This window comes from Streptomyces sp. NPDC058678, from assembly GCF_042714835.1.
Lineage (GTDB): Bacteria > Actinomycetota > Actinomycetes > Streptomycetales > Streptomycetaceae > Streptomyces.
Genome location: NZ_JBHXSG010000008.1, coordinates 80,308 through 105,992, shown reverse-complemented (window position 1 = coordinate 105,992; position 25,685 = coordinate 80,308). Strand labels below are relative to the sequence as shown.

Sequence of the window (25,685 nt, the reverse complement as noted above, 5' to 3'; positions counted from 1 at the left end):
TGTTCACCGCGCCCGAATTGACGCTAGCGTGGAGGCACCTTTGTACACGCGGGAGCTCGGAGCACCGGGCTGAGAGGGCGCTGACCTCCGTCCCTGCCATGTTTCACATGAAACATCGCCTGAAGCGAGTGATGTTTCACACGAAACGCCGGCAGACGGAATTCGCTGCGTCGACCGCCGAACCTGTTACCGGGTAATGCCGGCGTAGGGAGCTAGGTCTCATGACCAACAAGGACGCACGCACGCCTGCCTCCACGCAGAACGAGCTCAGTGAGGGCGAGGAGAGCGGGAAGTCCATCGGCTGGCACAAGGCGTACGTCGAGGGCTCACGCCCCGATCTGCGGGTGCCGGTCCGTCAGGTGCACCTCACCAACGGGCAGTCGGTCACGCTGTACGACACGTCAGGCCCTTACACCGATCCACTCACCGAAACCGATGTCCGCAGGGGCCTGCTGCCCCTGCGGGAGAACTGGATCGTCGCCCGCGGCGACACCGAGGAGTACGCGGGCCGGCCTGTCCGCCCCGAGGACGACGGGGTCAAGCACACCTCCCCGCGGGGCGGCCTGCGCAATCTCGACGCGGTCTTCCCGGGACGGCCGCGCCTGCCACGCCGCAGCCGCGACGGCAACGCGGTCACACAGCTCGCTTACGCCCGCCGGGGCGAGATCACCCCGGAGATGGAGTACGTCGCCATCCGGGAGAACGTTTCGCCGGAGGTCGTCCGCGAGGAGATCGCCGCGGGCCGGGCCGTGTTGCCGGCCAACGTCAACCACCCGGAGATCGAGCCGATGATCATCGGCAAGCGGTTCCTGGTGAAGGTCAACGCCAACATCGGCAATTCCGCGGTGACCTCCTCCATCGAGGAGGAGGTCGAGAAGATGACCTGGGCTACCCGATGGGGCGCCGACACGGTCATGGACCTGTCCACCGGCCGCAACATCCACACCACCCGCGAGTGGGTGCTGCGCAACTCCCCCGTCCCCATCGGCACCGTGCCGCTCTACCAGGCCCTGGAGAAGGTCGACGGGCGCGCCGAGGAACTGACCTGGGAGATCTACAAGGACACGGTCCTCGAACAGGCCGAGCAGGGCGTGGACTACATGACGGTCCACGCGGGCGTCCGCCTGCCGTACGTACCGCTGACGGCGAACCGCAAGACCGGCATCGTCTCGCGCGGCGGTTCGATCATGGCCGCGTGGTGCCTCGCACACCACAAGGAGAGCTTCCTGTACGAGAACTTCGAGGAGCTCTGCGAGATCCTCGCCGCCTACGACGTCACGTACTCGTTGGGCGACGGGCTCAGGCCGGGCTCCATCGCGGACGCCAACGACGAGGCGCAGTTCGCGGAGTTGCGCACGCTCGGGGAACTCAACCGGATCGCGAAGCGTTTCCATGTTCAGACCATGATCGAGGGCCCGGGACATGTCCCGATGCACAAGATCAAGGAGAACATCGACCTTCAGCAGGAGATCTGTGATGAAGCTCCGTTCTATACGCTCGGCCCGCTGACGACGGACGTCGCGCCGGCGTACGACCACATCACCTCCGGCATCGGTGCCGCGATGATCGCCTGGTGGGGCACGGCCATGCTCTGCTATGTCACGCCCAAGGAGCACTTGGGTCTGCCCAACCGTGACGACGTGAAGACCGGCGTCATCACCTACAAGATCGCCGCGCACGCGGCCGACCTCGCCAAAGGGCACCCAGGTGCACAGGAGTGGGACGACGCGCTGTCGGACGCCCGCTTCGAGTTCCGGTGGGAGGACCAGTTCAACCTGGCTCTCGACCCGGACACGGCACGGGAGTTCCACGACGAGACGCTGCCGGCCGAGCCTGCCAAAACGGCGCACTTCTGCTCGATGTGCGGGCCGAAGTTCTGCTCGATGAAGATCTCCCAGGACATCCGCCGCCGGCACGGCGGGAATCAGGAGGAGATCGAGGAGGGCATGGCCCAGAAGTCGAAGGAGTTCGCGGCGGCGGGCAACCGTGTGTACCTGCCCCTCGCGGACTGAGACTGTTCTGCCCCCGGTCGGGGGCCGGGTCTTCGGCTTGCGCTGCCCTGGGTGGGTGCGCAAGCCGAGGGGCCGTTCCCGGCCGTTCCGGCTATTCCGGCTGGTGTTCCGGCCCCCCGAAGTCCGGGCTGGTGTAGTCCGGGCTCGTGAAGCTGGGGCGCGGACCCCCGGCGCCTTCGTCCGGACTGCTGAAGCCCGGTCGGTCGTAGCCGAGGTGCGGCATGCGGCTGGTAGGCGCCGGCGGTGCCGTACGGTGCAGTGCGGCGCTGCCGGGGGTGGCGAGCGCCTCCCGGAGGAACGGCAGGATGCCGCGCTCCAGCAGAGCCTCACGCCAGGATTCCTTGGCCCGGGTCACCTCCTCGCTCATCGCGCCGTACGGCCCTGCTTCGAGCGAGGGCTGGTTGCGCAGCGCGGTGAGCAGCAGTCCGACGGCGGCGACGAGGATCGCGGCCGCGGTCATCGCGCCGAACACCCACCCGGTGGTGAGCATGGTCTGGGCGAACGCCGGTTCGGGGTTGAGCATCTTCAGGATGTATCCCACGAGCAGGAAGATCGCCGCGGCCGTTCCGGCGAGGACGGGTGCCAGGACCGCGACGACGGCGACGGCGCCCGCGCCGGCGGTCTCGGCGACCTCCCCCATGGTGGCGGCGAGTCCCATCGTGCTCGTGCCCGGCTCCGGTGAGCCGGTCTCGCGCGTGGACGACGGGGCGGACGACGCCGGTTGCCGCAGTTCCCCGCGGACCTTCACATAGTGCTGGTACTCGGTCGCCGCGGCCGCCGTGATGAGGGCGGTGGCGTTGAGTGCCATGGTGCGCAGTTGTTCGGTGTTGAGCCGTTGACCAACAGCGGCCAGTTCAGGGCGGTGTGGGGCGGAGCGCAGCGCCTCATCGAGGATCCGCTCGTATTCCTGGCGGTCCTCGCTCAGCAGGTGCTGCGGAACGCTGTTCATGTGCATCCCCCGATGCTCCGTAGGGCTTGGGGCTCGCACGCTGACGAGCCGTCGGGCAGAAACGGAGGGGAGCCTGCTACGGATAAGCCGATGGTAGAGCGATGTCGGCACGCGGTGACAGGGGGTTTACCGAAAATGCCCTCTGGCCTGGGCCGCCGTCGATCAGTCCGTCATGGGCAACGTCTGCCCTGGGAACGTTCAGATATCCAGGGGAAGTTGCTGGACCAGCAGCTTTCCGGCCATGGTCACTCCGCCGTCCATCGCGATGGCGAGTCCGTCGGCGTAGAGGTGCGGTCCCTCGACCAGCGGAGTCGCAGGGTCCTCGCCCTCTTCGGAGCCGACGTCGCCGAGGAGATACGGAATGGGGCTGTGACCGTGAACGATGCGGGTGCCGCCATACGTGTCGAGCAGGGAGCGTACGGCGTCCGCGCCGCCTTCGTCGCGGAAGGAGAACCGCTTGGTGAACTTGCGGAACAGATCCCACACCTCGTCCGCGTCGTTGCGGGTGATCGTCTCGCGGACGGTGTCGTTGACCTCTTCGATGGAGCGGCCGTAGTCGAGATACGCGGTGGTGTCGGAGTGGACGAGCAGGTGACCGTCGACCTCCTCGACGGCGTCGAGGCGGGCCATCCACTGGAGGTGGTGGTCCTGGAGGCGGTCCATGTCGCTCTTCTGGCCGCCGTTGAGCAGCCAGGCGGCCTGGAAGGTGGCGGTGCCCGCGCCGGAGTTGACGGGGGTGTCGCCGAACCGCTTGGCGCCGAGCAGCAGCAGCTCGTGGTTGCCCATGAGCGCCTTGCAGTAGCCGCCGGCCGCGGCTGCCTCGGCGGAGAGCCGCATCACGAGGTCGATGACACCGATGCCGTCGGGGCCGCGGTCGGTGAAGTCGCCCAGGAACCAGAGTCGGGCGGTGCCCGCGCACCAAGCCCCCGCGGTGTCGACGAGGCCCTTTTCCTGGAGGGCGGCCACCAGCTCGTCGAGATATCCGTGCACGTCTCCGACGACGTACAGCGGCCCGGGTTCGCTGGTCGGCTGCGAGGCCGGTACGGCCGCGGGATCGATGTGCACCTGAAGAGTGTCACCCCGGTTGATGACCGGCAGGTCACGCTCGGTCGGCGTGTACCCCTCGGGATGGTCCACCGCTTCCTCGACCGGTCTTACTCCCTCGCCGGCGGGCGCGGCGGGCGGGTACGGACCGGTCTCGTGGACGTATGCGGGCACCCGGAAGTCGCGCAACGTCGCCGTTCGCTCCACCTCGGGTCCCTGACCGGCCCCCTGAGTCATCAGACCCCTCCACCATCACGCCGCATCTGCACCGCTTCGGACTGCCTGGTCGCAGCGGCCCGCGGTGTCGTGGGCCCATCATAGGAATGCGGATCGCGCTGTGTGATGACCCAGGGGTGGTGAATCGGAGCAGGACTCCGGTTCAACGCGGCTTTCGCCCCGATTGGGCAGGGCTTCGTCTACCGGGCAACCGCCCCCGCCCCGCCCCGGGGAACGCGCTTTCCCGGGGCGGCCGCCGTCGCGTCACGTCTCTTCGGGCGACCGCGGCGGGCTGACGGTCGTACGCGGAGGGCGTCGCTGGGACGAGGTACGCACGATCAGTTCGGTCGGTATCACCTGCTCGACCGGCCGGTCCGACTCGACCCCCTCGATGGCGTCGATGAGGAGTTGGACCACCGCGGTGCCGATGCGGCGCGGCTTCAGGGAGAGCGTGGTGATGGGCGGCTCGGTGCTGGCGTACACGGTGGACTCGCTGCAGCAGACCAGCAGCAGGTCGTCCGGCACGCGCAGCCCGTAGCGGCGGGCGGCGGCGAGCAGGTCGGTGCCGTTCGGGTCGAACAGTCCGTACACGGCGTCGGGCCGGTCGGGGCGGGCGAGCAGCCGGTCGGCGGCGACGGCGCCCGCGCACGGATCGTGCGCCGGGTACGCCTCGTACACGGGATCCTGGCCCACGCGCTCGCACCAGCGCAGGTACGCGGTGGTCGACAGGTGGGTGTACGTGTCCGTCGTGGTGCCGGTCAGCAGGCCGATGCGGCGGGCGCCGGCGTCGGCCAGATGGTCGAGGATGCCGAGTACGGCGGCCTCGTGGTCGTTGTCGACCCAGGCGGTGACCGGCAGTGTGCCGGCCGGGCGGCCGTCGGAGACGACCGGTAAACCCTGCCGGACCAGTTCGCTGACGACCGGGTCCTGGTCGGACGGGTCGATGACGACCGTGCCGTCCAGGGCGACGTTCGACCACACGTCGTGGCGGGAGGTCGCGGGGAGGATGACGAGCGCGTAGCCGCGGGCGAGCGCGGCCGAGGTGGCGGCGCGCGCCATTTCGGCGAAGTACGCGAACTCGGTGAAAGTGAAAGGTTCATCCCCGTACGTCGTCACGGTCAGGCCGATCAGTCCCGACTTGCCGGTGCGGAGAGTGCGGGCGGCGGCCGACGGGCGGTAGCCCAGCCGGTCGGCGACCTCGCGGACATGGCGTCGGGTGGCGTCGGGGAGCCTGCCCTTGCCGTTGAGGGCGTCGGAGACGGTCGTGATCGAGACTCCGGCGGCGGCGGCGACGTCTCTGATGCCTGCCCGGCCCGGCCGACTTCCCCGACGAGAGGTTTCCGCGCGGCTCACCTGGTGCTTCCCTGCTGCTGTCATGGCGAGCCGATAGTAGGGCTCATGCGGTGGGGTAGGGCGGACGCATATGCACGCGTTGACAGGCACGTTTCTGCAAGGTCACAGAATGCCAAATGCCTTGGAAAGCAAGGGACTTGAACCTGCCCATGTCAGGACGTGACGTGTCGGCCCGTGCAAGCCTGCCAAGTGGCCCATGTCTCGAAGAGGTACCAACTCACCTCTACGAGGGATGCGCGCCAGGGCGTGAGCCACCGGCGCATAGATATATGTGACAGCGCCCCCTGGTTTCGTGCGCCTTCGTACGCTGATGCCCCTGATGCCGGTGTGACGGATGAGGTCGGCTCCGACCTGTACGCAGCCGAACGGAATCCTCTTAAGGTGAGGAGTATTGGAAGCCGGGCGGTGATGACGGGCCGCCGGCGGTCGCGAGGAGGACTGTGGTGAGCGAGACGAGCCCCAAGCTGCGCGCCGAGCTGGCGGGGATCCCCACCTACAAGCCGGGCAAGCCGGCGGCGGCCGGCGGCCCGGTGGCCTACAAGCTGTCCTCCAACGAGAACCCGTATCCGCCGCTGCCCGGCGTGATGGAGACGGTGATGGCCGCGGCCTCGTCCTTCAACCGCTACCCGGACATGGCGTGCACGGGGCTGATGAACGAGCTGTCCGAGCGCTTCGCCGTCCCTCTCTCCCATCTGGCCACCGGCACCGGCTCGGTCGGCGTGGCCCAGCAACTGGTCCAGGCGACCTCCGGCCCCGGCGACGAGGTCATCTACGCCTGGCGGTCCTTCGAGGCGTATCCGATCATCACGCAGATCAGCGGCGCGACGTCGGTGCAGGTGCCGCTGACGCCGGGTGATGTGCACGACCTGGACGCCATGGCGGACGCGATCACGGACCGGACCCGGTTGATCTTCGTCTGCAACCCGAACAACCCGACGGGCACGGTCGTGAAGCGGGCCGAGCTGGAACGGTTCCTCGACCGGGTGCCGAGCGACGTGTTGGTGGTGCTGGACGAGGCGTACCGCGAGTTCATCCGCGACATCGAGGTGCCGGACGGTGTGGAGCTGTACCGCGAGCGGCCCAACGTCTGTGTCCTGCGGACGTTCTCCAAGGCGTACGGCCTCGCCGGCCTACGCGTCGGCTTCGCGATCGCCCACGAGCCGGTGGCGGCGGCGCTGCGCAAGACGGCGGTGCCCTTCGGTGTGAGCCAGCTCGCACAGGACGCGGCGATCGCCTCGCTGCAGGCCGAGGACGAACTGCTCGGCCGGGTCGGCTCGCTGGTGTGCGAGCGCACGCGCTTGGTCGAGGCACTGCGCGTCCAGGGCTGGACGGTGCCCGAGACCCAGGCCAACTTCGTGTGGCTGCGCCTGGGGGAGCACACGGTCGCCTTCGCTGCGGCGTGCGAGCAGGCGGGCGTGGTGATCCGGCCGTTCCCGGGCGAGGGCGTGCGGGTCACGGTCGGGGAGAACGAGGCGAACGACATCTTCCTGAAGGTGGCGGAGGACTTCCGCAAGGAGCTGTAGCTCCGGGCACCGGGGTGCTGCCAGGGGGGTCTTCCGATGAAAGGGGGACCCCCCTTCGTGCTTCGAAAAGGGGTGCGCCATAATTGCTTGTGAATGTGAACGCGTTCACAAGCGTGTCCCGGTTACTCCCGTGATGTGGGGGGTGTAAGGGGCAAACCGCCGCTGTGACCACGGCGATGTAAGGAGAGTGACGACGTGGACCTGGCTCTGGCGCCGGAGACATTGGCGCGCTGGCAGTTCGGCATCACCACCGTCTACCACTTCCTGTTCGTTCCCCTGACGATCTCGCTGGCCGCTCTCACGGCCGGCCTGCAGACGGCGTGGGTGCGGACGGAGAAGGAGAAGTACCTCAGGGCCACCAAGTTCTGGGGCAAGCTCTTCCTGATCAACATCGCGATGGGTGTCGTCACCGGCATCGTGCAGGAGTTCCAGTTCGGCATGAACTGGTCTGACTACTCCCGTTTCGTCGGTGACGTCTTCGGCGCCCCGCTCGCCTTCGAGGCGCTGATCGCCTTCTTCTTCGAGTCGACCTTCATCGGCCTGTGGATCTTCGGCTGGGACAAGCTGCCGAAGAAGATCCACCTGGCCTGCATCTGGATGGTCTCGCTCGGCACGCTGCTGTCGGCGTACTTCATCCTGGCGGCCAACTCCTGGATGCAGCACCCCGTCGGCTACCGGATCAACAAGGAGAAGGGCCGCGCCGAACTCACCGACTTCTGGCAGGTCCTCACCCAGAACACCGCTCTCAACCAGGTCTTCCACAGCTTCTCGGCGGCCTTCCTGACGGGCGGCGCCTTCATGGTGGGCATCGCCGCCTTCCATCTGCTGCGCAAGAAGCACATCCCCGTGATGCGGACCTCGCTCCGGCTCGGCCTCGTCACCCTGGCGGTCGGCGGTCTGCTCACCGCGATCAGCGGTGACACCCTCGGCAAGGTCATGTACGAGCAGCAGCCGATGAAGATGGCCGCCGCCGAGGCTCTGTGGGACGGCGAGAAGCCGGCGCCCTTCTCCGTGTTCGCGTACGGGGACGTCGACGAGGGGCACAACAAGGTGGCCCTGGAGATACCCGGGCTGCTGTCCTTCCTCGCCCACAGCGACTTCGATTCGTACGTGCCCGGCATCAACGACACCAACAAGGCCGAGCAGCAGAAGTACGGGCCCGGTGACTACAAGCCCATCGTCCCGGTCGCCTACTGGGGCTTCCGCTGGATGATCGGCTTCGGTATGGCGTCCTTCTCCATCGGCCTGCTGGGGCTGTGGCTCACCCGGAAGAAGTTCCTGCTGCCGGCCGCTCTGCGGACCGGCGAGGACGAGGTACCGCATCTGGTGGTGCTGAAGAAGCCGCTCGGGGCGAGGCTCACCCGGCTGTACTGGCTGGTGGCGGTCTGGACGATGGCGTTCCCGCTGATCGCCAACTCGTGGGGCTGGATCTTCACCGAGATGGGCCGACAGCCCTGGGTCGTCTACGGCGTGATGCAGACCCGGGACGCGGTCTCCCCGGGCGTCTCCCAGACCGAGATCATCATCTCGATGGTCACCTTCACCGCGCTGTACGCCGTCCTTGCAGTCATCGAGGTCAGGCTGCTCGCGAAGTACGTGAAGGCCGGCCCGCCCGAACTCACCGAGGCCGACCTCAACCCGCCCACGAAGATCGGCGGCGACTCCCGTGACGCCGACAAGCCGATGGCCTTCTCGTACTAGGCCGAGGGAGCTGCACAGTCATGGAACTTCACGACGTCTGGTTCGTCCTCATCGCCCTCCTGTGGACCGGTTACTTCTTCCTGGAGGGATTCGACTTCGGAGTCGGCATCCTCACCAGGCTGCTTGCCCGCGACCGGCCCGAGCGGCGGGTGCTGATCAACACCATCGGTCCGGTCTGGGACGGCAACGAGGTCTGGCTGCTCACAGCCGGCGGCGCGACCTTCGCCGCCTTCCCCGAGTGGTACGCCACGCTGTTCTCCGGGTTCTACCTGCCTCTGTTGATGATCCTGGTCTGCCTGATCGTCCGGGGTGTCGCCTTCGAGTACCGGGTCAAGCGGCCCGAGGAGAACTGGCAGCGCAACTGGGAGCACGCGATCTTCTGGACCTCGCTGATCCCGGCGTTCCTGTGGGGTGTGGCCTTCGGCAACATCGTGCACGGAGTGAAGATCGACCAGAGCTTCAACTACGTCGGCACCTTCTGGGACCTGTTCAACCCGTACGCGCTGCTCGGCGGCCTGGTGACGCTGACGCTGTTCACCTTCCACGGGACCGTGTTCACGGCGCTCAAGACCGTCGGGGAGATCCGGGAGCGGGCACGGAAGCTGGCACTCGGGGTGGGACTCGTCGCCGCCGCGCTGGCGCTGGTCTTCCTGGGGTGGACACAGGTCGACAGCGGTGACGGCAAGAGCCTGGTCGCACTCGTCGTAGCGGTCGCCGCACTGGTCGCGGCGCTCGGGGCGAACCAGGCCGGACGTGAGGGATGGTCGTTCGCGCTGTCCGGCGTCACGATCGTCGCCGCCGTGGCGATGCTCTTCCTCACGCTCTTCCCGAACGTCATGCCGTCCTCGCTCAACGCCGAATGGAACCTCACGGTCACCAACGCCTCGTCGAGCCCCTACACCCTGAAGATCATGACCTGGTGTGCGGGCATCGCCACACCGATCGTCCTGCTCTACCAAAGCTGGACCTACTGGGTGTTCCGCAAGCGGATCGGCACGCAGCACCTGGCCGCCGACGCCGTTCACTGAGTCCCACAGGGCAGCGTGTTTCGCGATGTTTCACGTGAAACGCGCCGCCCTGGACCGAAGGGCATGTTTCACGTGAAACCGATTGATCCGCGACTCCTCCGGTACGCCCGCGCCACCCGGCTCTTCCTGGTGGCTATCGTCGGTCTGGGTGCCGTCGGTGCGGTGCTGGTCATCGCCCAGGCGATGCTCATCGCCGAAGTGGTGGTGGGCGCCTTCCAGCACGGTATGTCGGTGCCCGAACTCACCACTCCCCTCCTGCTGTTGGGGGCCGTCGCGGTCGGGCGGGCCGTGGTCGCCTGGCTTACCGAACTCTCGGCCCATCGTGCGAGCGCGGCGGTGAAGTCGGAACTGCGCGGGCGGCTGCTGGAGCGTTCCGTGGCGCTGGGCCCCGGGTGGCTGAGCGGACAGCGGACCGGTTCGCTGGTCGCCCTCGCCACTCGCGGCGTGGACGCACTCGACGACTACTTCTCGCGCTATCTCCCGCAGTTGGGGCTCGCGGTGGTGGTACCGGTGGCGGTACTGGCGCGGATCGTCACCGAGGACTGGGTGTCGGCGGCCATCATCGTCGGCACCCTGCCGCTCATTCCGGTGTTCATGATGCTGATCGGCTGGGCCACCCAGTCCCGGATGGACCGGCAGTGGCAACTGCTGTCCCGGCTCTCCGGGCACTTCCTGGACGTGGTCGCCGGCCTGCCGACCCTGAAGGTGTTCGGACGGGCCAAGGCGCAGGCCGACTCGATCCGGCGTATCACCGGCGAATACCGGCAGGCGACCATGCGGACGCTGCGCATCGCCTTCATCTCCTCCTTCGCGCTGGAGCTGCTTGCCACGCTTTCGGTGGCACTCGTCGCCGTGACCATCGGCATGCGGCTCGTCCACGGCGACATGGACCTGTACATCGGCCTGGTCATCCTCGTACTGGCGCCGGAGGCGTATCTGCCGCTGCGCCAGGTGGGGGCGCAGTACCACGCGGCGGCGGAGGGGCTCGCGGCAGCCGAGGAGATCTTCTCGGTCCTGGAGACGCCGGTGCCGACATCCGGTTCCGCCGCCGTGCCGGTGGGAGGCCTGTCCTTCGAGGGAGTCACGGTCCGCTACCCCGGGCGGTCCGGGGACGCCGTGTCGAACGTGTCCTTCGCTGTCGAGACCGGGGAGACGGTCGCTCTCGTCGGGCCGAGCGGTGCGGGCAAGTCCACACTGCTGAACGCGCTGCTGGGCTTTGTACGGCCCAGCGAGGGGCGGGTGCTGGCCGGGGGAGTCGATCTCGCCGAAGCCGACCTGGAGCAGTGGCGGGCCCGGATCGCGTGGGTGCCGCAGCGGCCGCACCTGTTCGCCGGGACGATCGCCGAGAACGTACGTCTCGCCCGGCCCGACGCCGACGACACCGCCGTACGGCGGTCCTTGACGGACGCCGGCGCGCTGGAGTTCGTGGACGCGCTGCCCCAGGGTGCCGACACCGTGCTCGGTGAGGACGGGGCAGGGCTGTCCGCCGGGCAGCGGCAGCGGCTCGCGCTGGCCCGGGCGTTCCTCGCCGACCGGCCCGTGTTGCTGCTCGACGAGCCGACGGCGGCGCTCGACGGGGCCACCGAGGCCGAGGTCGTGGAGGCGGTGCGGCGGCTGGCGGTGGGCCGGACGGTCCTGCTCGTGGTGCACCGGCCGGCGCTGCTGTCGGTGGCGGACCGGGTGGTGCGGCTGGCCGAGCCGGTGTCCCCCACTCACAGGGAGGTTGTGCTCGGGGCCACTCCGGTACGCATGACCGAGGCCACACCGGATCTCATTCCCGAAGCACCTGAGACGACGGTGCCGGCGGCGGACACCCGCGGTGTCCTGGCCCGCGTCCGTTCCATGTCCGGAGCCCGGCGCGGAAGGCTCGTGCTCGCCCTGCTGCTCGGAAGCCTCGCGCTCGGCAGTGCCGTCGGGCTCATGGCCACCTCCGGGTGGCTCATCTCGAGGGCCTCGCAGCAGCCGCCCGTGCTCTATCTGATGATGGCCGTGACGGCTACGCGGGCCTTCGGGATCGGGCGGGCCGTCTTCCGCTACGCCGAGCGGCTCGTCTCGCACGACGCCGTGCTGCGGATGCTGGCCGACACCCGGGTCGCGGTGTACCGGCGCCTTGAGCGGCTGGCGCCCGCGGGGCTTCGGCAGTCCCGCCGGGGTGACCTGCTGTCGCGGCTCGTCGCCGATGTGGACGCCCTGCAGGACTACTGGTTGCGCTGGTTGCTGCCCGCCGGTGCCGCCGTGGTCGTGTCCGCCGCGTCCGTCGGCTTCACGAGCTGGCTGCTGCCGGAGGCCGGCGCCGTGCTCGCCGTCGGGCTGCTGACGGCGGGTGCGGGTGTCCCGCTGGTCACCGGCGCCGTGGCCCGGAGGGCCGAACACAGGCTGGCCCCCGCCCGAGGCGTGCTGGCCACGCGCGTGACCGATCTGCTCACCGGGACCGCCGAGTTGACCGTCGCCGGCGCTCTGCCCGGCCGCACGGCCGAGGCGCGGCGGGCCGACGGGACGCTCACCCGGATCGCCTCACGCGCCGCCACCGCCACCGCGCTCGGCGACGGACTCACCGCGCTGCTCTCCGGCCTGACCGTCGCCGCCACCGCCGTCGTGGGCGCCCAGGCGGTCGTCGACGGCAGGCTGAGCGGCGTGACCATGGCTGTCGTCGTACTCACCCCGCTGGCCGCCTTCGAGGCCGTACTGGGTCTGCCGCTCGCCGTGCAGTACCGGCAACGGGTGCGCAGAAGCGCGGAGCGTGTGTACGAGGTGCTGGACACGCCCGAGCCCGTACGGGAACCGGCGCGGCCGCGGCAGGCACCCGCATCGCCCTTCCCCGTCGCGGTCAGGGGACTTGCCGCCCGTCATGCCGGGCAGGACCGGGACGCGCTCGCCGGAGTCGACCTGACCCTGGCGGAGGGCCGTCGGATCGCGGTGGTCGGACCGTCCGGGTCCGGCAAGTCGACGCTCGCACAGGTGCTGCTGCGTTTCCTGGACGCGGACGCGGGCTCGTACACCCTGGGAGGCGTGGACGCGCACGCGCTGGACGGCGACGACGTACGGCGGCTGGTCGGGCTGTGCGCGCAGGACGCGCACCTCTTCGACAGCTCCGTGCGCGAGAACCTCCTGCTCGCCAAGAAGGACGCCACCGAGGACGAGTTGCGCGACGCGCTGCGCCGCGCCCGGCTGCTCGACTGGGCCGACGGACTGCCCGACGGGCTGGACACGCTGGTCGGCGAACACGGGGCACGGTTGTCCGGTGGGCAGCGGCAGCGGCTCGCGCTGGCCCGCGCGTTGCTGGCGGACTTCCCCGTCCTCGTGCTCGACGAGCCCGCCGAGCATCTGGACCTGCCGACGGCGGATGCGCTCACCGCCGATCTGCTGGCCGCCACCGAGGGCCGTACGACGCTGCTCATCACTCACCGGATGGCGGGTCTGGAAGCGGTGGACGAAGTGGTCGTCCTGGACGCGGGGCGTGTCGTGCAGCGGGGTTCGTACGCCGAACTGGCCGGTGTGCAGGGGCCATTGCGGCGGATGGTGGAACGGGAGGAGCAGGCGGATCTGCTGGTGGGGGTGCGGTAGTCGGTCGACCCGCACCACACCGCTCCCGGTACCTGCGGCGTCGAGCCACGGGTGCCGTCGGCCCCGCTGACGGGGCTTTTGATCCCTCTCCGCCGTGACGCCGTACTAGCCCATCTGTGGCAACCTCCCCCAGCTGCACGACTTGAACAGGGCCTTGGGGCGCGGGACGGGCCAGGATCGCTGATATGCGCTTTCCCCGCCGTCTTCCGCTGCTCGTCCCGGCGTTGCTGTGTGCGTTCGCCGTGCTCGCGGCCTGCCTGACGGGCACCTCCGCCGCCGCCGACGACGGCGAGGACACGCACGGCGCCGCCGACGCCGGGATCAGCGCACAGGTGGTCCGGCTGTACGAGGACGCGGCCGCGGCGACGCAGCAGTACGAAGCGGTTCGGCAGGAGGCCGAGGTGCAGAGGGCGCAGGCCCAGCGCTTCGAGGCGCTGCTGGACCGGGAGCGGAAGGGGATCGCCGTCCTGCACGAGGATCTGGGTCGGATCGCGCGCGCCCAGTACCGCACCGGCGGGGGCCTTCCGATCACCGCGCAGATGATTCTGGCGGACGATCCCGATGACCTGATGCGAGGTCAGCGGGCCGTCTGGCAGGCGGATCTCGCCCTCAACAACGCGATCGACAAGAGCCGCCGGGCCGAGGCTCGGCTTGCCGCGGACGAGGCGAAGGCCGCGGCGGCCTGGCAGCAGCTGGACCGGCGGAACACCGAACTCGGCGATCTGAAGAAGGACATCGAGGCGAAGCTCGACCAGGCACGGTGGCAGCTGCAGGGCCAGGCCGACGCCTCCGTCGCGGCCGGTTCGTGCCGTGGCGCCGTCCGACTGGACCAGCCGCAGACGGACGTCACGAGCACCTGGGTGGCTCCGGTGGAGACGTACGAGCTGTCCGCCGGGTTCGGCAGCGGTGGTGCGCGGTGGGCGAACCGGCACACCGGGCAGGACTTCGCGGTGCCGATCGGCACGCCGGTGCGGGCGGTGGGCGCGGGACGGGTGGTGAAGGTGTCGTGCGGGGGCCCGTTCGGCATCGAGGTCGTGGTCCAGCACGCGGACGGGTACTACACGCAGTACGCCCACCTCGCCGCCGTCGCCGTCGACCAGGGCGAGCAGGTGGGTACCGGGCAGTGGGTCGGACAGTCGGGCACCAGCGGCAATTCCACCGGCCCGCACCTGCACTTCGAGGTGCGGGTCACCTCGCAGACGGGTTCGGCGGTGGATCCGGGGCCTTGGCTGTCGTCACGGGGAGTGAGGCTGGGCTAGCCGTTGATCTCCGCCGATCGAGCGGGCCTCAGCCGGCCCGCTCCACCAGCAGCCGCTCGATCACGACGGCCACCCCGTCCTCGTTGTTGGCGACCGTCTGCCCCGACGCCGCCGCGAGCACGTCCGGGTGCGCGTTGCCCATCGCGTACGACCGTCCCGCCCAGGTCAGCATCTCGACATCGTTGGGCATGTCCCCGAAGGCGACGACCTGCTCGTGCGAGATGCCACGCTCGGCACAGCACAGGGCGAGCGTGCTGGCCTTGGAGACGCCGGGGCCGCTGATCTCCAGCAGGGCGCTGGGACTGGAGCGGGTGACGTTCGCACGGTCGCCGATCGCGAGGCGGGCGAGGGTGAGGAAGGCGTCCGGGTCGATGTCGGGGTGATAGGCGAGGATCTTCAGGACCGGCTCGCCGGCTCCGGGGGCGTCCGGCGCCAGCAGGTCCTCGGCCGGTGCGAGCGTGTCCGGGATCTCCATGTGCAGCTTCGGATAGTCCGGCTCCTGGTAGAAACCGTACGTCTGCTCGACCGCGTACACCGTGCCCGGCGCCACGTCACGCAGCAGCCGTACGGCGTCCAGGGCGTTGTCCCGTGCCAGCTCGCGGACCTTCACGAACCGGTGGGCGCCGGGGCCGCCGTGCAGGTCGACCACCGCGGCCCCGTTGCCGCAGATCGCCAGGCCGTGACCGTGGACGTGGTCGCTGACGACGTCCATCCAGCGGGCGGGGCGGCCGGTGACGAAGAAGACCTCGATGCCCGCCTCCTCGGCGGCGGCGAGGGCCGCGACCGTGCGCGGGGACACCGACTTGTCGTCGCGCAGCAGGGTGCCGTCGAGGTCGGTGGCGATCAGCCGGGGCGGGAGGGCGGCGGCCGGGGTCTCGGGCTGTCGAGTCGCTGAGGTCACCCGGTCATTCTCCCGCACATGCCTGCACGCCCGTGCGGCAGTCCGCACCGATGAGGAACGGATGAGGCGCAGACGGCTGGTCTTCCAGGTCAGCGCAGCTGCCCCGGCGCCTCCATGGCGATCTGTTCGAAGACCTTCTCGTCCGCCTCGAAGTCCGAGTCGGGGATGGGCCAGTGGATCACGATCTCGGTGAAGCCCAGCTCCTGGTGCCGGCCCGCGAAGTCCACGAACGCGTCCAGGGACTGGAGCGGCCGACCGCGGTCCGGGGTGAAGCCGGTGAGCAGGATCTTGTCGAGCGAGTTGATGTCACGGCCGATCGCGGCACACGCGTCGGCCAGCTTCTCGGCCTGTCCGCGAATGGCTTGAACCGACTGTTCAGGAGTGCCGTTCTCGTACAGCCTGGGGTCGCCGGTGGTCACCCACGCCTGTCCGTAGCGCGCGGCGAGCCTCAGCCCGCGCGGTCCGGTGGCGGCCACCGCGAAGGGCAGCCGAGGGCGCTGTACGCAGCCGGGGACGTTGCGCGCCTCGTGCGCCGAGTAGTGGTCGCCCTCGTACGACACCCCGCTGGGGCCGTCCTCGCTCAGCAGCCGGTCCAGCAGCTGCACGAACTCGGCGAACCGGTCGGCACGCTCGCGCGCGGTCCAGGGCTCCTGCCCGAGCGCGGTGGCGTCGAAGCCGGTGCCGCCCGCGCCGATACCGAGCGTCACCCGTCCACCGGAGATGTCGTCGAGGGAGATCAGCTCCTTGGCGAGGGTCACCGGGTGCCGGAAGTTCGGCGAGGTCACCAGCGTGCCCAGGCGGAGATCGTCGGTGACGGCCGCGGCGGCGGTCAGCGTCGGCACGGCCCCGAACCAGGGCCCGTCCCGGAAGCTCCGCCAGGACAGGTGGTCGTAGGTGTACCCGGTGTGGAAGCCGAGCTGCTCGGCGCGTGTCCATGCCGAACGGCTGCCTTCGTGCCAGCGGCGGTACGGGAGGATCACGGTGCTCAGACGCAGACTCATGGGTCCGAGCGTATGCGGCCGAACGTGTTTCACGTGAAACCGTCACCGACGGTCATCGCGCACGCCCGCTCAGCCACGTGCTGAGGCCGGTCGTGACCAGGTATTCCTCACCGGGGCTCCGGGAACCGCAGATACCGCGGCGGTACCGCCTTCGTCAGCCACACCCCGTTCGCACTGACGTGGAAGACGTGGCCGTCGCGGTGCATGGCACCAGCGTCCACCGAGAGCACGACGGGACGGCCGCGGCGGGCACCGACACGGGTCGCGGTCTCCCGGTCGGGCGAGAGGTGCACGTCGTGGCGGTTCATGGGCCGCAGGCCCTCGACGCGGATCGCGTCCAGGGAACGGGCCACGGTGCCGTGGTAGAGGGACGCCGGCGGCGTCGCCGGGGGCAGCCCGAGGTCCACGTCGACGCTGTGCCCCTGGCTGGCGCGGATCCGGGTGCCGTCGATCGCGAAGCGCCGTTTGTCGTTGGCGGCGACCACGTGGTCGAGTTCCTCGCGGGTGAATCGGAAGCCGTGCGCGGCCGCGGCCGCGATCAGCGTGTCGATCTCCACCCAGCCGGCGTCGTCGAGAAGCAACCCGATCCGCTCCGGCCGATGGCGCAGGTGCTTCGACAGATATTTGGACACCTTCACGGTGCGTCTTTCATCCACCCCGCCAGCGTGCCGGGCGAGACCTGAATCACGCGAATGATTTTGCTCCGGATGTTTGATCCACAGCCAAGTGCGGTTATCCACAGGGGAATTGGCGATTCTGTGGACAACTACCCTTCACATCAAGGCTCTTCGCCAAGATCACTTGACGTGCCGTGACTTGCGGCCAGCCCATCCAAGGCACGGGCTCGCACCTCACGTTCGGCGGCCAGCGAGATGAACTCCGCTGCGTGTTCGGCACCAACCAGCCTTTCCACAGCCCACATTGTCTCCGTGGGGATCGCCACGTCACGCCTCCGCACAGCTGATGTCGGGACGTCACCCGCACCCAGGTGCTCCCGCAGACTCCGGACCGCCAACGAACGCATCGCGCGCGCGAGTTCAGCGTCCACCGTCTTCTGTGCGAGCGGTCGCAGCCGCCGCACGAGAGAGGCCGCTTCTGCCGCGTCCGCGTCCGTCGGGCGGTGCGGTCCGTCCAGGTAGCGGGCGAAGACATGCTCGGTCGTGAACTCCAGGAAACGTGCGGCGATGTGCTCGACCCGACCCCTCAACTCCCGCAGGTGGGCGGAGATCGCGGACAGCGGCACACCGGCCGCGTGCAACTCAACTGCCAACGCGAGTTCTTGGGGGCTCGGCACGAGGAAGGAGTCGTCGTCGCCGGGCACCGGCTCCAGCACGCCCAGCTGCACGGCCTCGGCGACCGCCGTGTCGTCGGGGACACCGCCGAACCGCGCGTTCAGCTCGGCCCGTGAGATACGTGCCGCCTCCTCGTCGGTCCACGGACCGTCCACCTCGGCGACCAGGCCCAGTACTCCCCCCAGGCCACGGCCCGCGTCCCACGCCTCCAGGAGCTCCTTGATGGAGGCCAGGCCGTAGCCGCGGTCGAGGAGGTCGGCGATCTGGCGCAGCCGGACGAGATGGGCGTCGGCGTAGACGTTGGCGCGGCCGCGGCGCTCGGGGCGGGGGAGCAGCCCGCGGTCCTGGTAGGCGCGGATCGTACGGACCGTGGCGCCGCTGAGGTGCGCCAGATCCTCGATCCGGTAGGCGGAAGCCTCGGCCCGGTGTGCGGAATCCTCGGCTCGGCGGCCGGAACCCCGGGCGCCGTCCGTCACGAGACCGCCCTGGCCGCCGGTGGCCTCCCCAGGTATTCCACCGCGCGGCTGAACGCCCTCTCCTGCGCCGGGTGGTACGACGCCCGGAAGCAGCGGGGTATCGCTGCCCCCGGCTCACGCCACGCGGGCAGCAGGCTCTCGCGTACGGCCTTCTCGTGCTTGGCGAGGGAGTAGTGCAGGCGGCCCGCGAGCTGCTGGTCGTGGCGTATCAGGTACGCCGTGCCCCACACCCACAGGTACAGCATCACCGGGGCGGTGACGGCCATGCCCGCGAGGCGGCGGGCGTACCGGAAGAGGACGTCGACGTGCCGGGTGAACGCGGCGGTGTCGAGCCGCTGCGCATTCAGCTCGGCGTCCCTGACCAGGGGCAGCCCCTCCTTGAAGACCCGGACGAACCGCCGCTCCCCCGCCGGCGGCAACAGATGCAGCGCATCGATCACATGGGTCGCGGTCGGCTCGCCGGGGATCCGGTGCAGCGGGGTGCGCGACCGGTCGAAGGCGACCTCGCGGGGAGCGATCCGCCCGCTCACAGGCGTGGCTCCAGACGTGCGATCGCCCGCAGTGCCCTCGGCATGAAGCGGGACAGGAGGTGGGCGCCGCGCGCCTCGGGCGTCACCGGGACCACCGCCGCGTTCCGCACCACCGCCCGCAGGATCGCGTCGGCGACCCTCTCCGGCGGATAGTTCCGCAGGCCGTAGAGGCGGGCGGTCCGCTTCTGGCGCCGTTTCTCCTCGGCGGCGTCGACGCCGGCGAAGTGCGCGGTCGAGGTGATGTTGGTGTTGACGAAGCCGGGGCAGACCGCGGTCACGCCGATGCCCCGGCCGGCGAGCTCCGCGCGCAGGCACTCGCTCAGCATCAGCACCGCTGCCTTGGACGTGCTGTAGGCGGGCAGCACCTTGGAGGGCTGGTACGCCGCCGCCGACGCCGTGTTCACGATGTGGCCGCCCTGCCCGCGGTCGGCCATCTGCTTTCCGAAGATCCGGCAGCCGTGGATCACGCCCCACAGGTTGACGTCGAGGACCTTCTTCCAGTCCGCCGGGGTGGTGTCGAAGAAGGAGCCTGACAGGCCGATGCCGGCGTTGTTCACCAGGACGTCCACCACGCCGTACTCGGCGGCGACCTTCTCGGCGAGTTTCTCCATGGCCTGCTCGTCGGAGACGTCGACCGTCTCCGCCCAGGCCGCGGGCGCGCCGACCAGCCGGGACAGCTCAGCGGTGCGGACGGCGGCCTCGGCGTCCCGGTCGACGGCCACCACGCGCGCGCCGGCCTCGGCGAACGCGAACGCCGTGGCCCGCCCGATGCCGCTGCCCGCACCGGTGATCAGCACGAGCTGCCCGCCGAACCGGTCGGCGTACGGCCCCGTCGCCGCCACGGCCTTCGGCCTCCCGCCCTCCACGGACGTCACGAACTCCGAGATCCAGGCTGCCAGCTGGTCGGGCCGGGAGCGGGGGACCCAGTGCCTGGCGGGGATCGTGCGCCGGGTCAGCTGCGGAGCCCACAGCTCCAGCTCGTCGTAGAGCTTCTCCGAGAGGAACGCGTCCCCCAGGGGCGTGATGAGCTGCACGGGCGCGTGCGCGTACGCGTCCGTACGAGGACGGCGCAACCGGACCCGTACGTTGTCCCGGTACAGCCACGTCCCGTGCGCCGCGTCCGTCGGCAGCGACGAGGTCGGGTAGCCGCCGCCGGGGACCTTCTCGAGGCGCTCCAGGATCCTCGGCCAGTGTTTGCCGAGGGGGCCGCGCCAGGCCAGCTCGGGCAGCACCGGCGTCTGCAGCAGGTACAGGTACCAGGACTTGGCGCCCTGGCCGAGCAGCTGGCCGATCCGGCGCGGGGTGGGGCGCTTGACGCGCTTGTTGATCCAGTGGCCGAGGTGGTCGAGGGACGGTCCGGACATGGACGTGAAGGAGGCGATCCGGCCCTCGGTGCGCTTGACGGTGGCGAACTCCCAGGCCTGCACCGAGCCCCAGTCGTGCCCCACCAGGTGCACGGGCTTCTCGGGACTGACCGCGTCGGCGACGGCCAGGAAGTCGTCTGTCAGCTTCTCCAGCGTGAACCCGCCGCGCAGCGGCCGCGGAGCGGTGGAGCGGCCATGCCCGCGTACGTCGTACAACACGACGTGGAAGCGCTCGGCCAATCGGGACGCGACCGCCGACCACACCTCCTTGCTGTCCGGATAGCCGTGCACCAGGACGACCGTCGGCCCCGAGGGGTCCCCCAGTTCGGCGACACACAGCTCGACCCCGCCGGTCCGCACCCAGCGCTCCCGCACACCCGTCGGCAACGTCACTTTTCCCCCGCCCAGCGCCGCACGTGCGGCAGATCGTCGTCCAGCCAGAAGGCGCTCTGCTCGGGGTCCCTGGAGTCGGTGACGACCAGGATCTCCTCGAACTTCGCACCCGTACCCCGGAAGCCCAGGTGCGGTTCGACCGCCCACAGGCCCGGCTGCGGCGGATGGTCGGAGAACCGGTACGGCGACCACAGCGGGGACCAGCCCTCCCGGTGGCCGTGCAGCGCGTCGGCCGCCAGGCCCTTCAGGGACTGGGTGCCGAACCCGAAGACATGAGGTGACCAGCGGCGCTCCTTCACACGGTCCACCTTGTGCGCGATCACGCCGAAGGGATAGGCGCGGTGCCGGTTGGCGTAACCCTGGCGAGCCATGAGGCGGTCGACGTCCTCGTAGATCTCCCGCAGCGGGCGCCGCTCACGAGTCGAGTCGAGGATCAGCTCACGGTGCGCCGCCAGGTCGTCCAGCAGCCGGTCCTGCACGGCGTTGCCGCCCAGGGAGCCCGAATACCCGATGTCGGCGGTGCAGCCGTCGTACACGGGAGCCATGTCCAGGATGAACGGCATCCCCGGCTCCAGTCGGCGGTTGGTCGGGAAGAACTGCAGCGGAACGCGGAAGTTCACGAACGCCGTGCGGTCGCCGAACCAGGCGAAGGGCAGGTGGAACCAGTCGCGCACGCCCCTCTCCCGCAGCCACTCGCGCTGCATCCGGGCCGCTTCGCGTTCGGTGACGCCGGGTACGAGCTGCGCCGCGACCGCCTCCGCGCACTCGTAGGCGAGGCGCTGGACCTTCCTGAACCCGCTCAGTTCCGCGGCGAGTTCACCTGCTGCCGTCGTCATGCCAACGCCCTACCGTCCCGGTCGACTGCGGTACGTGCCCGTAACGTGACACTGGCGAATGTGACAGTCGTTAGAGGCTGCGTCAATAGGCGTGCCCCGGCCTGTGGACAACTCCGTGGATGTGGAGAACCGGCGATGCGTGGTTCGACCTGAGGGGGCTCCTAGGGACCCGTACGCCTGGAGTCTGATACCAAGACGACCCTGCGGAGTGACGACCGGCGTGGTCCCGGTCACTACCGTCATAGCCGTGACTGTGATCGCGACCGAAAGCCTGAGCAAGCGGTTCCCCCGGGTGACCGCGCTTGACCGGCTCTCCGTGGACGTCGGGCCCGGTGTGACCGGACTCGTCGGAGCCAATGGAGCCGGCAAGTCCACACTGATCAAGATCCTTCTGGGTCTGTCCCCCGCCACCGAGGGCCGCGCCGAAGTGCTCGGCCTCGATGTCGCCACCAAGGGCGCCGCCATCCGCGAACGGGTCGGCTACATGCCGGAGCACGACTGCCTGCCGCCCGACGTCTCGGCCACCGAGTTCGTCGTGCACATGGCGCGCATGTCCGGCCTGCCGCCCACCGCCGCGCGCGAGCGCACCGCGGACACCCTGCGGCATGTCGGGCTGTACGAGGAGCGCTACCGCCCCATCGGCGGCTACTCCACCGGCATGAAGCAGCGCGTGAAACTCGCGCAAGCCCTCGTGCACGACCCGCAACTGGTCCTCCTGGACGAGCCGACCAACGGCCTGGACCCGGTCGGGCGCGACGAGATGCTCGGCCTGATCCGCCGGATCTACACCGACTTCGGCATCTCCGTCCTGGTCACCTCCCACCTGCTGGGCGAGCTGGAGCGCACCTGCGACCACGTGGTGGTCGTCGACGGCGGCAAACTCCTGCGCTCCAGTTCCACCACCGACTTCACCCAGATCACGACCACTCTCGCGATCGAGGTCACCGACACCGACGAGCACCCGGACGGCACCCGCGCGGTGCGCGACGCGCTCCACGCGCGCGGGATGGACATCCTGGACAGCGGCGCGGGCCTGCCGGGCGCCGGCCACGTGCTGCTGCTCACCGCGCAGGGCGAGGAGACGTACGACCTGGTCCGCGACGTGGTCGCCGACCTCGGCCTCGGCCTGGTGCGCATGGAACAGCGCCGGCACCACATCTCCGAGGTCTTCACGAACGAGGACGAGCAGCAGAAGGAGGCGGTCGGCCATGGCGGTTGAGCAGCCCCTGCGGACACCGGCGGCACCTTCGGGTGACCAGACCCGCATTCACAACATCGGCTACCGCTCCTACGACGGCCCGCGCCTGGGCCGCTCCTACGCCACCCGCTCGCTCTACTCGCAGTCCCTGCGCGGCGCCTACGGCCTCGGCCGCTCGGTCAAGTCCAAGGTCCTGCCGATGCTGCTGCTCGTGGTGATGTGCGTGCCCGCGGCCATCATGGTCGCCGTCGCGGTCGCCACCAAGGCCAAGGACCTGCCCCTCGACTACACGCGCTACGCGATCGTCATGCAGGCCGTCATCAGCCTGTACGTCGCCTCGCAGGCGCCTCAGTCCGTCTCCCGCGACCTGCGCTTCAAGACCGTACCGCTGTACTTCTCGCGGCCCATCGAGACCGCCGACTACGTACGCGCGAAGTTCGCGGCCCTGGCGTCGGCGCTGTTCATCCTCACCGCGGCCCCGCTGCTGGTGCTCTACGTGGGCGCCCTGCTGGCCAAGCTCGACTTCACCGACCAGACCAAGGGATTCGCACAGGGGCTCGTCTCCGTGGCACTGCTCTCACTGCTCTTCGCCGGCCTCGGCCTCGTCATCGCGTCCGTCACCCCGCGCCGCGGCTTCGGCATCGCCGCCGTGATCGCCGTCCTGACCATCACTTACGGCGCCGTCTCCACGCTCCAGGCCATCGCCGAAGCGCAGAGCAGCACCGGGTCCATCGCCTGGATCGGGCTGTTCTCGCCCATCACGCTCATCGACGGAGTGCAGTCCGCGTTCCTGGGCGCGAGCTCGGCGTTCCCCGGAGGGGTCGGTCCGACGAACGGGGAGGGCGTGGTCTACGTCCTCGTCACCCTCGGCCTGATCGCCGCCTGCTACGGCCTCATGATGCGCCGCTACCGAAAGGTCGGACTGTGACCACGCTCAACATCGACCACGTCTCGCGCTGGTTCGGCAACGTGGTCGCCGTCAACGACATCACCATGACCATCGGCCCCGGCGTCACCGGCCTGCTCGGTCCCAACGGCGCCGGAAAGTCCACCCTCATCAACATGATGGGGGGCTTCCTCGCCCCCTCCACCGGCACCGTCACCCTCGACGGCCGGCAGGTGTGGCGCAACGAGAACATCTACAAGCACATCGGCATCGTCCCCGAGCGCGAGGCGATGTACGACTTCCTCACCGGGCGCGAATTCGTCGTCGCCAACGCCGAGTTGCACGGCCTGGGCGCCAAGGCGGCCCACAAGGCGCTGGCCACGGTCGAGATGGAGTACGCGCAGGACCGCAAGATCTCGACGTACTCCAAGGGCATGCGCCAGCGCGTGAAGATGGCCAGCGCGCTCGTCCACGACCCCTCGCTGCTGCTGCTGGACGAGCCCTTCAACGGCATGGACCCGCGCCAGCGCATGCAGCTGATGGACCTGCTCAGGCGCATGGGCGACGAGGGCCGCACGGTGCTGTTCTCGTCCCACATCCTCGAAGAGGTCGAACAACTCGCCCGGCACATCGAGGTGGTGGTCGCAGGCAGGCACGCGGCCAGCGGCGACTTCCGCAAGATCCGCCGCCTGATGACCGACCGCCCGCACCGCTACCTGGTGCGCTCCAGCGACGACCGCGCCCTCGCGGCCGCGCTGATCGCCGACCCGTCCACGTCCGGCATCGAAGTCGACCTCGCGGAGGGCGCGTTGCGCATCCAGGCCGTCGACTTCGGCCGCTTCACGGCCCTGTTGCCGAGGGTGGCCAGGGACCACGGCATCCGCCTGCTCACGGTCTCGCCGTCCGACGAGTCCCTCGAGTCCGTCTTCTCGTATCTCGTCGCGGCGTAGGAGGCCAAGATGTACGACCCCACAGTCGCCCGACTCACCTACCGCGCCCTGCTCGGCCGGCGTCGGGCCCTCATCCTGGGCGCGCTGCCCCTACTGCTGATCGCGATCTCCGTCGTGGTGCGGGGCCTCGCGGGCGCCGACGACCAGACGGCGTCCGACCTGCTGGGCGGACTCGCGCTCGCCACCATGGTGCCGATCATCGGCGTCATCGCGGGCACGGGCGCGATCGGCCCGGAGATCGACGACGGCTCGGTTGTCTACCTGCTGTCCAAGCCGATCAAACGGCCGACGATCATCTTCACCAAACTGATCGTCGCCATCGCCGTGACGATGGTGTTCTCGGCGGTGCCCACCCTGATCGCGGGCCTCATCCTGAACGGCAACGGCCAGCAAATCGCCGTCGCCTACACGGTGGCCGCACTGGTCGCTTCCATCGCCTACGCGGCACTCTTCTTGCTGCTCGGCACGGTGTCGCGGCACGCGGTCGTGTTCGGTCTGGTCTACGCGCTCGTCTGGGAGGCTCTGTTCGGCTCCCTGGTGGCCGGGGCGCGCACGCTCAGCGTCCAGCAGTGGTCGCTGGCGGTGGCCCAGAAGGTCGCCGGCGGGGACCTGGTGACCTCCGACGTCGGGCTGACGACGGCGACGGTCCTGCTGGTCGCGGTCACCGTCCTGGCGACCTGGTACGCGGGGCAGAAACTGCGGTCGCTGACGCTGGCGGGCGAGGAGTAGACGCCCCGCTTATTGACAGGGGCTTCACCTCGGTCCGGGCACACTGGGCAAAAGCGGGCGCACGGCGGGGAGGACGGGATGACGGACGAGGCGTCACAGTACGAGGGTCGCGGACAGTCCGGGAACGACGCTTGGGACGACCTCGTCCTGGACGAGGAGTTCATACGGTCCGCCGAGACCGCCGAGCCGTCCGCGCGGGCCCGGATGCTCGCCGAGCGCTGGCGCAAGGAGAAGCCCGAACCGCAGCCGTGGCGTTCCGACGAACCGCCCGCGGGGTGGTTCTTCAGCAAGCGTCGGCGCAGGTGGCGGCGGCGGTGAAGGGGCCGTGGGCCGCGGGTTAATCGGTGGCGCCGAACACGGCGTACGGGCACAGTGGTTACTGTCCAGGACGCCGGACCGAACCGGCGCCACGTACTGGGGAGGAGTTCGACGATGTCCATGCACGACAGTCCGTTGAGCTCCCCACAGGGCAGCCCGCGG

Annotated in this window: 21 protein-coding genes; 11 read left to right on the top strand and 10 right to left on the bottom strand. The window is 69.7% G+C overall.

From position 1 onward, the window contains the following. The first annotated feature begins 221 nt into the window (after window positions 1–221). Window positions 222–2,012, top strand: a complete 1,791-nt coding sequence (gene thiC, locus ACFWWR_RS10740) for a phosphomethylpyrimidine synthase ThiC (protein WP_384302861.1) — start codon at window positions 222–224, stop codon at window positions 2,010–2,012. A 91-nt stretch (window positions 2,013–2,103) separates the two neighbouring features. On the opposite strand, the gene ACFWWR_RS10735 is transcribed toward thiC, so the two are convergent. The 3 genes from ACFWWR_RS10735 to ACFWWR_RS10725 form a co-directional block, all read right to left on the bottom strand. Then, window positions 2,104–2,967, bottom strand: a complete 864-nt coding sequence (locus ACFWWR_RS10735; protein ID WP_383862388.1) for a hypothetical protein — start codon at window positions 2,965–2,967, stop codon at window positions 2,104–2,106. Window positions 2,968–3,159: 192 nt separating this feature from the next. Beyond that, the gene (locus ACFWWR_RS10730) at window positions 3,160–4,242 is read right to left on the bottom strand and encodes a metallophosphoesterase (protein ID WP_383862391.1); all 1,083 of its coding nucleotides are present in this window, start codon (window positions 4,240–4,242) and stop codon (window positions 3,160–3,162) included. Between the two features lie 243 nt (window positions 4,243–4,485). Then, entirely contained in the window at window positions 4,486–5,598 is a 1,113-nt protein-coding gene (locus ACFWWR_RS10725; protein WP_383862394.1) for a LacI family DNA-binding transcriptional regulator, read from the bottom strand. 419 nt (window positions 5,599–6,017) lie between these two features. Between ACFWWR_RS10725 and hisC the strand changes: the two genes are divergently transcribed. The 5 genes from hisC to ACFWWR_RS10700 all read left to right on the top strand — a co-directional run bounded on the left by hisC (window position 6,018) and on the right by ACFWWR_RS10700 (window position 14,649). Further along, window positions 6,018–7,097 carry a histidinol-phosphate transaminase gene (hisC, locus tag ACFWWR_RS10720; RefSeq protein WP_383862397.1) on the top strand — a complete coding sequence of 360 codons (1,080 nt, stop codon included), beginning with the start codon at window positions 6,018–6,020 and terminating at the stop codon, window positions 7,095–7,097. A 195-nt stretch (window positions 7,098–7,292) separates the two neighbouring features. After that, window positions 7,293–8,798: a cytochrome ubiquinol oxidase subunit I gene (locus tag ACFWWR_RS10715; RefSeq protein WP_383862400.1), complete on the top strand. Its 1,506-nt coding sequence runs from the start codon at window positions 7,293–7,295 to the stop codon at window positions 8,796–8,798. A gap of 20 nt (window positions 8,799–8,818) precedes the next feature. Then, entirely contained in the window at window positions 8,819–9,826 is a 1,008-nt protein-coding gene (gene cydB / locus ACFWWR_RS10710) for a cytochrome d ubiquinol oxidase subunit II (RefSeq protein ID WP_383862403.1), read from the top strand. 72 nt (window positions 9,827–9,898) lie between these two features. After that, window positions 9,899–13,390: a thiol reductant ABC exporter subunit CydD gene (gene cydD, locus ACFWWR_RS10705; protein ID WP_384302859.1), complete on the top strand. Its 3,492-nt coding sequence runs from the start codon at window positions 9,899–9,901 to the stop codon at window positions 13,388–13,390. Between the two features lie 185 nt (window positions 13,391–13,575). After that, on the top strand, window positions 13,576–14,649 hold the full coding sequence (locus ACFWWR_RS10700) for a M23 family metallopeptidase (protein ID WP_383862410.1): 1,074 nt from the start codon (window positions 13,576–13,578) through the stop codon (window positions 14,647–14,649). Between the two features lie 28 nt (window positions 14,650–14,677). On the opposite strand, the gene ACFWWR_RS10695 is transcribed toward ACFWWR_RS10700, so the two are convergent. The 7 genes from ACFWWR_RS10695 to ACFWWR_RS10665 all read right to left on the bottom strand — a co-directional run bounded on the left by ACFWWR_RS10695 (window position 14,678) and on the right by ACFWWR_RS10665 (window position 21,442). Next, window positions 14,678–15,550 carry an HAD hydrolase family protein gene (locus ACFWWR_RS10695; protein ID WP_383862412.1) on the bottom strand — a complete coding sequence of 291 codons (873 nt, stop codon included), beginning with the start codon at window positions 15,548–15,550 and terminating at the stop codon, window positions 14,678–14,680. Window positions 15,551–15,639: 89 nt separating this feature from the next. Next, entirely contained in the window at window positions 15,640–16,551 is a 912-nt protein-coding gene (locus ACFWWR_RS10690; protein WP_383862415.1) for an LLM class flavin-dependent oxidoreductase, read from the bottom strand. Between the two features lie 107 nt (window positions 16,552–16,658). Beyond that, entirely contained in the window at window positions 16,659–17,207 is a 549-nt protein-coding gene (locus ACFWWR_RS10685) for an RNA 2'-phosphotransferase (protein ID WP_383862418.1), read from the bottom strand. A gap of 122 nt (window positions 17,208–17,329) precedes the next feature. Continuing rightward, the gene (locus ACFWWR_RS10680) at window positions 17,330–18,244 is read right to left on the bottom strand and encodes a MerR family transcriptional regulator (RefSeq protein WP_384302930.1); all 915 of its coding nucleotides are present in this window, start codon (window positions 18,242–18,244) and stop codon (window positions 17,330–17,332) included. 71 nt (window positions 18,245–18,315) lie between these two features. Then, the gene (locus ACFWWR_RS10675) at window positions 18,316–18,849 is read right to left on the bottom strand and encodes a metal-dependent hydrolase (RefSeq protein ID WP_384302857.1); all 534 of its coding nucleotides are present in this window, start codon (window positions 18,847–18,849) and stop codon (window positions 18,316–18,318) included. Beyond that, window positions 18,846–20,606 (bottom strand): SDR family oxidoreductase, encoded by a 1,761-nt coding sequence (locus ACFWWR_RS10670; RefSeq protein ID WP_384302856.1) that lies wholly within the window; start codon window positions 20,604–20,606, stop codon window positions 18,846–18,848. Before ACFWWR_RS10670 ends, ACFWWR_RS10675 begins: the two co-directional genes overlap by 4 nt. Further along, window positions 20,603–21,442: a M24 family metallopeptidase gene (locus ACFWWR_RS10665; RefSeq protein WP_384302854.1), complete on the bottom strand. Its 840-nt coding sequence runs from the start codon at window positions 21,440–21,442 to the stop codon at window positions 20,603–20,605. Before ACFWWR_RS10665 ends, ACFWWR_RS10670 begins: the two co-directional genes overlap by 4 nt. 253 nt (window positions 21,443–21,695) lie before the next feature. On the opposite strand from ACFWWR_RS10665, the gene ACFWWR_RS10660 reads away from it, so the two are divergent. The 5 genes from ACFWWR_RS10660 (at window position 21,696) to ACFWWR_RS10640 (ending at window position 25,523) form a co-directional block, all read left to right on the top strand. After that, window positions 21,696–22,661: an ABC transporter ATP-binding protein gene (locus ACFWWR_RS10660; protein WP_384302928.1), complete on the top strand. Its 966-nt coding sequence runs from the start codon at window positions 21,696–21,698 to the stop codon at window positions 22,659–22,661. Further along, window positions 22,651–23,568 carry an ABC transporter permease gene (locus tag ACFWWR_RS10655; RefSeq protein WP_384302852.1) on the top strand — a complete coding sequence of 306 codons (918 nt, stop codon included), beginning with the start codon at window positions 22,651–22,653 and terminating at the stop codon, window positions 23,566–23,568. Before ACFWWR_RS10660 ends, ACFWWR_RS10655 begins: the two co-directional genes overlap by 11 nt. Next, window positions 23,565–24,476, top strand: a complete 912-nt coding sequence (locus ACFWWR_RS10650; RefSeq protein WP_383862431.1) for an ABC transporter ATP-binding protein — start codon at window positions 23,565–23,567, stop codon at window positions 24,474–24,476. The genes ACFWWR_RS10655 and ACFWWR_RS10650 overlap by 4 nt, the downstream gene beginning before the upstream one ends. A gap of 9 nt (window positions 24,477–24,485) precedes the next feature. Next, a complete protein-coding gene (locus ACFWWR_RS10645) occupies window positions 24,486–25,205 on the top strand; it encodes an ABC transporter permease subunit (protein ID WP_217234926.1) in 720 nt (239 codons plus the stop codon). A gap of 78 nt (window positions 25,206–25,283) precedes the next feature. After that, the gene (locus ACFWWR_RS10640) at window positions 25,284–25,523 is read left to right on the top strand and encodes a hypothetical protein (protein ID WP_384302850.1); all 240 of its coding nucleotides are present in this window, start codon (window positions 25,284–25,286) and stop codon (window positions 25,521–25,523) included. The last annotated feature ends 162 nt before the right edge of the window (window positions 25,524–25,685 follow it).

Coding starts and splice junctions, on each gene's coding strand:
- ACFWWR_RS10640 (WP_384302850.1), top strand. CDS start 25,284: ATGACGGACGAGGCGTCACAGTACGAGGGTCGCGGACAGTCCGGGAAC.
- thiC (WP_384302861.1), top strand. CDS start 222: ATGACCAACAAGGACGCACGCACGCCTGCCTCCACGCAGAACGAGCTC.
- ACFWWR_RS10690 (WP_383862415.1), bottom strand. CDS start 16,551: ATGAGTCTGCGTCTGAGCACCGTGATCCTCCCGTACCGCCGCTGGCAC.
- ACFWWR_RS10665 (WP_384302854.1), bottom strand. CDS start 21,442: ATGACGACGGCAGCAGGTGAACTCGCCGCGGAACTGAGCGGGTTCAGG.
- ACFWWR_RS10655 (WP_384302852.1), top strand. CDS start 22,651: ATGGCGGTTGAGCAGCCCCTGCGGACACCGGCGGCACCTTCGGGTGAC.
- ACFWWR_RS10725 (WP_383862394.1), bottom strand. CDS start 5,598: ATGACAGCAGCAGGGAAGCACCAGGTGAGCCGCGCGGAAACCTCTCGT.
- cydB (WP_383862403.1), top strand. CDS start 8,819: ATGGAACTTCACGACGTCTGGTTCGTCCTCATCGCCCTCCTGTGGACC.
- ACFWWR_RS10645 (WP_217234926.1), top strand. CDS start 24,486: ATGTACGACCCCACAGTCGCCCGACTCACCTACCGCGCCCTGCTCGGC.
- ACFWWR_RS10735 (WP_383862388.1), bottom strand. CDS start 2,967: ATGCACATGAACAGCGTTCCGCAGCACCTGCTGAGCGAGGACCGCCAG.
- ACFWWR_RS10700 (WP_383862410.1), top strand. CDS start 13,576: ATGCGCTTTCCCCGCCGTCTTCCGCTGCTCGTCCCGGCGTTGCTGTGT.
- ACFWWR_RS10730 (WP_383862391.1), bottom strand. CDS start 4,242: ATGACTCAGGGGGCCGGTCAGGGACCCGAGGTGGAGCGAACGGCGACG.